Raw genomic sequence first — 9,515 nt, 5'->3', positions numbered from 1 at the left:
TAAAAAACTGAGGGAGCGAGCCTGCTCGCGAAGGCGATGGATCAGCGACAAATTCGTCAACTGACCCGACGCTTTCGCGAGCAGGCTCGCTCCCACAGGGGATCTGGAACTAGGTTTGGCGATAGGGCAACGCTGTCCGGGCCTCTTCGGCATAGGCCAGAACCCCGGCGCGCTCTTGCTGGAGGAAATCCTTCACCGCCGTTTTCAGCCCCGGATGGCGCAGGTAGTGCCAGGAATGGGTGATCACCGGTTCAAACCCGCGAATCAATTTGTGCTCGCCCTGCGCCCCGGCATCGAAACGCTGGATGCCATGGGCGATCGCGTAATCCATGCCCTGATAAAAACACGTCTCGAAATGCAGCCGATCAAACTCGGCCAGGCAGCCCCAATAACGCCCGTAGAAACTGTCGCCACCGACCAGACTGAACGCCATCGCCACCGGCCGGGAGCCCTGTTTGGCCAAGACCACGCGAATCGCTTCGGGCATGCGTTCGGCCAGCAGGCTGAAGAACTCGCGCGTCAGATATGGCGCCTGACGCCGCACCGCGTAGGTGTTGGCATAGCAGGCGTACACGAAATCCCACTGCGCCTCGCCCAGCTCACGCCCCTCCAACCACTCGAACTCAAAGCCCTGCCCCGCCACCTGCTCGCGTTCCTTGCGCATCTGCTTGCGCTTGCGAGAGCTGAGGGCGTCGAGAAAATCCTGAAAGTCGCGGTAACCGCGATTCTGCCAGTGATACTGACAGCCAATGCGTTGCAGCCAGCCCGGTTGTTCGGCCATCGCCGCGTCGGTGAACGGGTCAGTGAAATTGATGTGCGCGCTGGAAAGCCCTTCGATTTCCAGGTAGCCGGGCAGGCTCTTGAGCAGTTCAAAACCGTCTTCGACACTGGCCGCCAGCAGGCGCGGGCCGCTCACCGGACTGAATGGCACAGCCGTTAAAAGCTTGGGGTAGTAATCGATGCCGGCACGCGCGCAGGCGTCGGCCCAGCCGTGATCGAAGACGTACTCGCCGTAGGAATGCCACTTGCGATAACTGGGCAGTGCGGCGATCAGTCGATCATCTTCGATGTGCAGCAAATGCTCCGGCTGCCAGCCTGTATGCGAGCCGACACTGCCGCTGTCTTCCAGCGCGCTGAGGAAGGCGTGACGCAGGAACGGCTGGTTGTCCGGCACCAGCGCATCCCAGCTTGCCGGGGCGATTTCTGACAGGTCTTGCAGGCGTTGCAACGGCATTCACTGGCACTCCACAGCTTGGCGACAAAGCCCGGCGAGTATCGCTGATCGCGACCCCGTTGCACACGCTCAATCGGCCGACAGCGCTCTAACTCGATAGTTCACGCCTGATCCGCATCGTCATCAACCTGCCATCACTGTGCCACCGCTCTGTCATAAACCATCGCGATACTGGCGCCTGTTTTTAGAGCGCCGGGTTCTAACCCGGACACAGTTTTCCGGCCTTCAGGCCGGTTGTGCCCAGGATGGTTCAGCCATCCCCTTCATCTTCGGAGATTGCTATGCGTCTTGCTTCCACGAAAACTGCAGCGGCCCTGTGCGGCGGCTTGTTGCTGGCCATGAGCGTTCCGGCCAGTGCTGCAGTCGACGCCAAACTGCTCGACATGCTCAAGGCCAACGGGTCGATTTCCCAGGCGCAGTACATCGAGCTGCAAACAGAACTGGCCAAGGATCAGAAGGCTCAGCAAATCGCCCAACAGGCGCAGCAGGAAACCAACGAACAAGTGGCGGCGGTCGCGAAGAAGACCAACGAACAGAGCCTGTTCGATCAGAAACTGGCCTGGGCGGCCAAGACCCAGTTCAAGGGCGACGTCCGTATCCGTCAGGAAACCATCAAGATCGACGGCGAGCCGAACAACGGCGGCCGCGACAAGGATCGCCAGCGTATCCGTGCGCGTCTGGGCGCCTATACCGAGATCAACCCGCAAGTCGACACCGGCATCCGTATCGCCACCGGCGGCGGTGACGACGCGCGCTCGACCAACCAGGATCAGGACAACTACTTCGACAAGAAGCAGATCTGGCTCGACCTCGGCTACATCGACTATCACCCGGATCAGATCAAGAACCTGCACGTGATCGGCGGCAAGATGCTGCAACCATGGGTAAGCATGGGCGACGTGATCTGGGACAGCGACATCAACCCGGAAGGTCTGGCCGTTACCTACAAATACCCACTGGGCGGCAGCGCCGAACTGTTCGGCAGCCTGGGTAACTACAACCTCAAGGACAACGTTGACGGCGACGGCGTGCAATTCCGCCACGACCTGCGCCTGACCGCTGGCCAGTTGGGCAGCCGTTTCAACATCACTGACAACCTGAAGATGACCGTCGGCGGCAGCGTCTACGCTTACCAGAATGACGATGACAGCCGCTGCACCGGCACCTCGACGCCGTGCGCGCTGGCAGTCAACGGCAACTCGGCCGACAACGAATTCCGTCTGTATGAAGGGTTCAGCCAGATCGACATCGGCGGCCTGCCAATGCCGCTGTCGTTCTACGGCCAGTACGTGAAGAACAACGATGCCGTGACCGATCAGGACACCGCATGGTTGCTCGGCGCCAAGTCGAAAGTGTTCGGCTTTAACCTCGACTACAACTATCGCGACGTGCAGCGCAACGCCGTGGTCGGCGCCTTCACCGACTCCGACTTTGCCAACGGCACCACCGGTTCGCGCGGGCACAAGTTCAAGGTCGGTTACGACATCGACAAGAACTTCGCCGTCGGCGCCACGTACTTCCTGACCAAGGCCGACTTCGCCAGCCGCAGCCAGCGCGATGCAGATGCCAACACCCTGCAGCTGGATGCTGAAGCGAAGTTCTAACAAAGTAATAGCCCGGTGCGGGCGGGACGATCCCCATCATCCGTTCGTTTCACCCGCACCGGGTTATTTCTGCAGGATGCAAAAACCCCCTGTAGGAGCTGCCGAAGGCTGCGATCTTTTGATCTTGATCCTGAAAACAAGATCAAAAGATCGCAGCCTCGTTTCACTCGACAGCTCCTACAGGGGGTTGTCTCTCCGTCGTTGCTCGGCCAAGCGTTCGGCCAAGGCATCGACGTTCTCGTCCGGTTTTTCCGGCAGCGCCTTCAGGGTTGCCTGCATCACGCGCATCTGCCGCATGAAGCGCCGGCAGTTGCGGCAGAACAACAGGTGATGACGCACCATCAGCGTCTCGCGAAAGCTCAGTTGGCCATCGAGATAATCGCTGGATCGTGCCACTTGCTCCTTGCAGGTCAACATTCTCCTGTCTCCTCAAAATGTTCCACGGTCGCGAAGACCTTCAAGCGTGCCCGGTGCAGCAGCACGCGGACATTGGAGAGCGAGATCTCCAGAAGATTACAGATCTCTTCCAGCTCCAGGCCCTGGCGCTCGCGCAACAGCAGGACACTGCTCTGCAACTCGGACAGACTCAGCAACGTGTGTTCGAGGCATTCGCGCAGTTCGTTTTCGGTGAGCAGCGCCTCTGGGGTGTCCTGATGCCAGGCAAATGGCGCGACCAGCCAGTGACCGTCGCTCGAGGAAAATCGATCGTCACCGATGGTGCCGTGAGGTGATGGCAGGTCGTCGAGCAGGACTTCCCGGCGATTGAGCTTGTAGCGACTCTTGGCCGAATTGGCGGTGATGGTCAGCAACCAGGTCTTGAGGCTGGAACGGCCTTCGAAACTGGCCAGATGGCGCACCACCGACAGCCAGGCATCCTGCACCACTTCCTCGACATGACGCTGGCCGACAATCGCGTAAGCCACCGCGCGCATGGCGCTCTGATATGTGGTGACCAGTTCCTTGAAAGCCTTTTGCTCACCCGCCAGCAGGCGCGTGAGCAGTTGGGTGTCGTCAGCCGCCATCCATCAATCCCCTTGTCCGGACTTCGAAAATGAACGCGGCAGGTGTTGACCTGCCGCGACGTCCGAAAAATTACAGCGTTTCAATCGCTTCGGATGTAGGAAAGATCGACGCGATTAAGGGGAAATTAACCTGTTTCAGCGCTTGCGCAGCAACACGCTACCAATCGAGTAACCGGCACCGAAGGAGCTGAGCACCGCCAGCGAACCCGAGGCCAGATCATCCTGGTATTTGTGGAAAGCGATGACCGAACCGGCCGAGCTGGTGTTGGCGTAGCTGTCGAGAATCACCGGCGCTTCTTCTTCGGTAGCTTCGCGGCCGAGCAGCTTGCGCACGATCAGGTGGTTCATGCTCAGGTTGGCCTGGTGCAGCCAGAAACGCTTCACGTCGCCGACGTTGAGCTGGTTCTCTTCCAGGTGCTCGCCAATCAGCTCGGCGACCATCGGGCAGACATCCTTGAACACCTTGCGGCCTTCCTGCACGAACAGCTTGTCGGGGGCACCGATGCCCTCTTCCGCCGCTCGGTTGAGGAAGCCGAAGTTGTTGCGAATGTTGTTGGAGAACTTGGTCAGCAATTTGGTGCTGACCACGTCGAACTGGTACTCGGAGGTCGCCAGATCCGCGCGTTCGATGATCACCGCAGTCGCGGCATCGCCGAAGATGAAGTGGCTGTCGCGATCACGGAAGTTCAGGTGCCCGGTGCAGACCTCCGGGTTGACCATCAGGATCGCCCGCGCCTGGCCCAGTTGCACGCTGTTGGCGGCGGCCTGGATGCCGAAGGTGGCGGAAGAACACGCCACGTTCATGTCGAAACCGAAACCTTCAATGCCCAGCGCTTCCTGGACTTCGATGGCGATGGCCGGGTAAGCGCGTTGCAGGTTGGAGCAGGCGACGATCACGCCGTCGATGTCGGCGGCGGTTTTGCCGGCTCGTTGCAGGGCTTGTTCGGCAGCGCCAACGGCCATCTGGCAGAGCACCGACCATTCATCGTTGGAACGCTCGGGCAGGCGCGGGGCCATGCGTTGCGGATCGAGGATGCCGTCCTTGTCCATGACAAAGCGGCTCTTGATGCCCGAGGCCTTTTCGATGAACGCGGCGCTGGATTCGGTCAGGGCCTGGACTTCACCGCTGGCAATGGCCTCGGCGTTATCGGCGTTGAACTGGGCGACGTAGGTATTGAAAGACTGCACCAGCTCTTCGTTGGAGATGCTGTTGGCCGGTGTGTACAGGCCGGTGCCGCTGATGACGACATTATGCATGGTCGTTTCTCTAATCTGTTCAGGCAGAAAGTGCTGGAACCGTCGTACCAACACGCAAAGGGTCTATTCCCATCCGGGGGACGCAAACCTGGCATCGTTTTATTCCGCAGCGCGACACGGCCGAAGGCTCTGGGTCGCGAAACGGCGGATTATGGTGGCGAAGTTTGCCATAAACCCAGAGTTTTGGCGCCTTTCTCCTGCTCAACTCGATCCCTGCAGGAGCTGCCGAAGGCTGCGATCTTTTGATGATCGTTCCCACGCTCCGCGTGGGAATGCAGCCCGTGACGCTCCGCGTCACTGGACGCGGAGCGTCCCCAGAGGCATTCCCACGCAGAGCTTGGGAACGATCAATGAACCGAGGTTGCAGGTTTTGGGGCGGCTTCGCCACCCAACGGGGATAAATCCCCTCGCCACAAAGACCGCTTCCACAGAGGGATTGTGTATGGCGGCAGGTCAGGGCTCGACCTGGCTCCACTGTTTGCTCAGGCGCTTGTCCGAGATCGGCACTTTGGTGCCCAACTGTTGCGCGAACAGCGACACGCGGTATTCCTCCAGCCACCAGCGGTACAACTCCAACTGCGGATCGCGCTTGCCTTCCTGCGCATGCTTGGCCGCGCGGGTCTGGTATTGCGCCCACAGGCCAGCGAGTTCGCCGCTCCAGACCCGATCCTTCTGCACCTGCGCACCGAGTTTCTCGAAACGTTGCTCGACCGCTTTCAGGTAACGCGGCAACTCCTTGAGCCACTGCATCGGCGTTTCGCGGACGAAACCCGGATAGACCAGATTGCCGATCTGCTGCTTGATGTCGTTGAGTGCCACTGCTTGCGCCAGGTCGATCTTGCCCTTGAAGCGTTTTTGCAGACCGTGCCAGATCTTGAGGATTTCCAGCGTCAGCCGCGCGACACGCTCGGCGTGCTCGGTCCAGTTGCCGCGTTTGCGCTCGGCCAGTGCCGCCAATCCGGCGCCATCCCGGGGCAACGGGTCTTCGCCTTCGAGAATGCAGCTGTCGAGGCTGGCCAGCAGAATGTCTTCGACCAACGCATCGACCCGGCCCAGCTCACGATAAAGCAAGCCCAGTTCAGTCTGCCCGGGCAACTTGCCCCGCAAGAATTTCGCCGGCTCGGCCAGTTGCTGCATCAGCAAGCGCTGCAAGGCGCGACGATGCTGGAACTCGGCTTCGGCCGGAGTCGAGAAGCGCCCTTCCTTGACCGCGCCGCCCTCTTCCACCAGCGCCGGGTACACCGTCATCGACAGCCCGGCGATCTTCTGCTGGGTCTTTTCTGCTACCGGGGCAAAGACTTTTGCCTCGACCGGTTGCTGACTTTTCGCACTCTGCGGCACCGCCAGCGCGGCCTGGCTGGCTTCGGCGAAGCGTGCAGTCAACTCAGCCAGATCGCGGCCTTCGCCAAGGAACTTGCCCTGGCCATCGACGATTTCCAGGTTCATGCGCAGATGGCTCTCAACCTGCTGCGCCGCTTCCGCCCACGCTTCATCGCTGACCCGCGCGCCGGTCATGCGCAGCAGCTCGCGACCGAGCGCTTGCGGCAGCGAACCTTCGGCGAAAGTCATGCGCTGCAACGCGGCCTTGATGAAGTCCGGCACCGGCACGAAGTTCTTGCGCAGGGCTTTCGGCAGGTTGCGCACCAGAGCAATGCACTTGGCCTCGATCAGGCCCGGTACCAACCATTCCAGACGCTCCGGCGGCAGCATCGGCAGCAGCGGCGCCGGCACGCGCAAGGTCACGCCGTCACGCGGGTGATTGGGTTCGAAATGATAAGTCAGCGCCAGTTCCAGATCGCCGATGTGCAGGGTGTCCGGGTAATCGCGGGCGGTGACTTCGCTGGCCTCGCGGGCCAACACGTCTTCTTCGCGCATGATCAACAGCTGCGGATCTTTCTGGCTGTTGACCTTGTACCAACTGTCGAAGGTCGCGGTCTGGTGGATCTCCGCCGGCAGACGCGCATCGTAGAAGGCGTAGAGGGTTTCTTCGTCGGCGAGAATGTCGCGACGGCGAGCCTTGGCTTCCAGTTCGTCGAGCTGTTCGAGCAGTTTCTGATTGGCGCTCAGGCACTTGGCCCGCGACTGAATCTCGCCGCGCACCAGGCCTTCGCGGATAAACAGCTCACGGGATACCACCGGATCGACCGGGCCGTAATGCACCGGACGACGACCGACGACGATCAGGCCGAACAGGGTGATCTGCTCGTAGGCGACGACCTGGCCGCGCTTCTTTTCCCAGTGCGGTTCGAAGTGGTTTTTCTTGATCAGGTGCCCGGCCAGCGGTTCGATCCAGTCGGCGTCGATCTTGGCGACCATGCGCGCGTAAAGCTTGGTGGTTTCCACCAGTTCGGCGGTCATCAGCCACTGCGGGCGCTTCTTGCCGATGCCCGACGACGGATGAATCCAGAAGCGCCGCTGCCGCGCGCCGAGGTAATCGCCGTCTTCGGTTTTCTGGCCGATCTGGCTGAGCAAGCCGACCAGCACCGCTTTGTGCAGCTTCGGATAATCCGCCGGCTCTTTGTTCAGGCTCAGCTGCATGTCGCGGCAGATCAGGCTCAACTGGCGATGAGAGTCACGCCACTCGCGCAAGCGCAGGTAATTGAGGAAATTCTTCCGGCACCAGTTGCGCAGCGGATTGGCGGTCAGCGCCTGACGTTGCTCTTCGAAACCACGCCAAAGATTGACCAGCCCGGCGAAGTCCGAATCCGGATCCTTCCATTGCGCATGGGCCTGATCCGCCGCTTGCTGACGCTCCGGTGGACGCTCGCGCGGGTCCTGAATCGACATGGCGCTGGCGACGATCAGCACTTCCTGCAGACTGCCAAGCCTGGCCGCTTCCAGGAGCATGCGGCCCATGCGTGGGTCGACCGGCAACCGCGCCAACTGGCGACCGAGCGGCGTCAGCTGACTGTTGCGATCCACCGCCGACAGTTCTTGCAGCAAGTTGAAACCGTCGCTGATTGCCTTGCCGTCCGGCGGTTCGATAAACGGGAACGCGGTGATTTCACCGAGGCGCAGATGGAGCATCTGCAGGATCACGGCGGCGAGGTTGGTGCGCAGAATTTCCGGATCGGTAAATTCCGGGCGCCCAAGGAAGTCCTCTTCGCTGTACAAACGCACGCAGATACCCGGCTCGACCCGCCCGCAACGACCTTTACGCTGATTGGCGCTGGCCTGGGAAATCGCTTCGATCGGCAAGCGCTGAACCTTGGCCCGATAGCTGTAACGACTGATGCGCGCGGTGCCGCTGTCGATCACATAGCGAATGCCCGGTACGGTCAGCGAAGTCTCAGCGACGTTGGTCGCCAGCACCACGCGGCGGCCCGGATGCGACTGGAAAATCCGCTGCTGTTCAGCCGGCGACAGGCGCGCGTACAGCGGCAGGATTTCAGTGTGCTTGAGCTGGGCCTTGCGCAGCATGTCGGCAGCATCGCGAATCTCGCGCTCGCCGGGCAAAAACACCAGTACGTCACCGGGACTGCGCCGTTCGCTGCGCTCGTAGGCGGCGATTTCGTCGAGGGTGGCGAGAATCGCCTGATCGACGGTCAGGTCATCCTCGACCCGGTTGCCCTCCTCGTCCTGCTCCAGCGTCAGCGGTCGATACCAGGTTTCCACCGGGAAGGTACGGCCCGATACTTCGACGATCGGCGCGTCATCGAAGTGCTTGGAGAAGCGCTCCAGATCGATGGTCGCCGAAGTAATGATGACCTTGAGGTCGGGACGGCGTGGCAGCAGGGTTTTCAGATAGCCGAGGAGGAAGTCGATGTTGAGGCTGCGTTCGTGGGCTTCGTCGACGATGATCGTGTCGTAGCGTTCCAGATAACGGTCGTTCTGGGTTTCCGCCAGCAGAATGCCGTCGGTCATCAGTTTGATCAGGGTGTTGGCATCGCTTTGATCCTCAAAGCGCACCTGATAGCCGACCAGCGCTCCAAGCGGCGTGCCGAGTTCTTCGGCGACGCGACTGGCGACACTGCGCGCGGCGATCCGACGCGGCTGGGTATGGCCGATCAGACCGTGCTGGCCACGACCGATTTCAAGGCAGATTTTCGGCAACTGGGTGGTTTTGCCCGAACCGGTTTCGCCAGCGATGATCAGCACCTGATGTTGCTCCAGGGCCTTTTTGATTTCGTCGCGCTTGGCCGCGATCGGCAAACTGTCGTCGTAACGAATCACCGGCAGGCTCGCGCGACGCGCCAGTACCTGATCACAGGATGCCTGCATGCGCGTCACCCACTGGGCCAGTTTGGCCTCGTCGGGTTTCTTGCGCAGTTCAAGCAACTGCCGCCGCAGCCGGTGACGGTCGGCGAGCATGGCGTGATCGAGGTTTTTCAGCAGTTTGTCGATGGAGGGCGATTCGTCGGTCATCGGGTAGGCAATTCGGTCGTCTATTTATGCAGG

Annotated in this window: 6 protein-coding genes; 1 reads left to right on the top strand and 5 read right to left on the bottom strand. The window is 60.9% G+C overall.

Annotated elements, in window-relative coordinates; all coding sequences use genetic code 11:
- Window positions 1-109: 109 nt before the first annotated feature.
- Window positions 110-1,234 (bottom strand): GNAT family N-acetyltransferase, encoded by a 1,125-nt coding sequence (locus QMX86_RS18990; protein ID WP_282384657.1) that lies wholly within the window; start codon window positions 1,232-1,234, stop codon window positions 110-112.
- Between the two features lie 281 nt (window positions 1,235-1,515).
- Between QMX86_RS18990 and QMX86_RS18985 the strand changes: the two genes are divergently transcribed.
- The gene (locus QMX86_RS18985) at window positions 1,516-2,838 is read left to right on the top strand and encodes a putative porin (RefSeq protein WP_016771204.1); all 1,323 of its coding nucleotides are present in this window, start codon (window positions 1,516-1,518) and stop codon (window positions 2,836-2,838) included.
- A gap of 177 nt (window positions 2,839-3,015) precedes the next feature.
- On the opposite strand, the gene QMX86_RS18980 is transcribed toward QMX86_RS18985, so the two are convergent.
- The 4 genes from QMX86_RS18980 to hrpA form a co-directional block, all read right to left on the bottom strand.
- Window positions 3,016-3,255 (bottom strand): zf-HC2 domain-containing protein, encoded by a 240-nt coding sequence (locus QMX86_RS18980; protein WP_073472892.1) that lies wholly within the window; start codon window positions 3,253-3,255, stop codon window positions 3,016-3,018.
- A complete protein-coding gene (locus QMX86_RS18975) occupies window positions 3,249-3,860 on the bottom strand; it encodes a sigma-70 family RNA polymerase sigma factor (RefSeq protein WP_041478829.1) in 612 nt (203 codons plus the stop codon). Before QMX86_RS18975 ends, QMX86_RS18980 begins: the two co-directional genes overlap by 7 nt.
- A gap of 135 nt (window positions 3,861-3,995) precedes the next feature.
- Window positions 3,996-5,117: a beta-ketoacyl-ACP synthase III gene (locus QMX86_RS18970; RefSeq protein WP_282384663.1), complete on the bottom strand. Its 1,122-nt coding sequence runs from the start codon at window positions 5,115-5,117 to the stop codon at window positions 3,996-3,998.
- Window positions 5,118-5,570: 453 nt separating this feature from the next.
- A complete protein-coding gene (gene hrpA, locus QMX86_RS18965; protein ID WP_150742415.1) occupies window positions 5,571-9,482 on the bottom strand; it encodes an ATP-dependent RNA helicase HrpA in 3,912 nt (1,303 codons plus the stop codon).
- Between the last annotated feature and the right edge of the window lie 33 nt (window positions 9,483-9,515).

It is taken from the genome of Pseudomonas sp. PS01270, from assembly GCF_029959775.1.
Classification (GTDB): domain Bacteria; phylum Pseudomonadota; class Gammaproteobacteria; order Pseudomonadales; family Pseudomonadaceae; genus Aquipseudomonas; species Aquipseudomonas atacamensis.
This window is presented reverse-complemented; position numbering and strand designations above follow the sequence as displayed.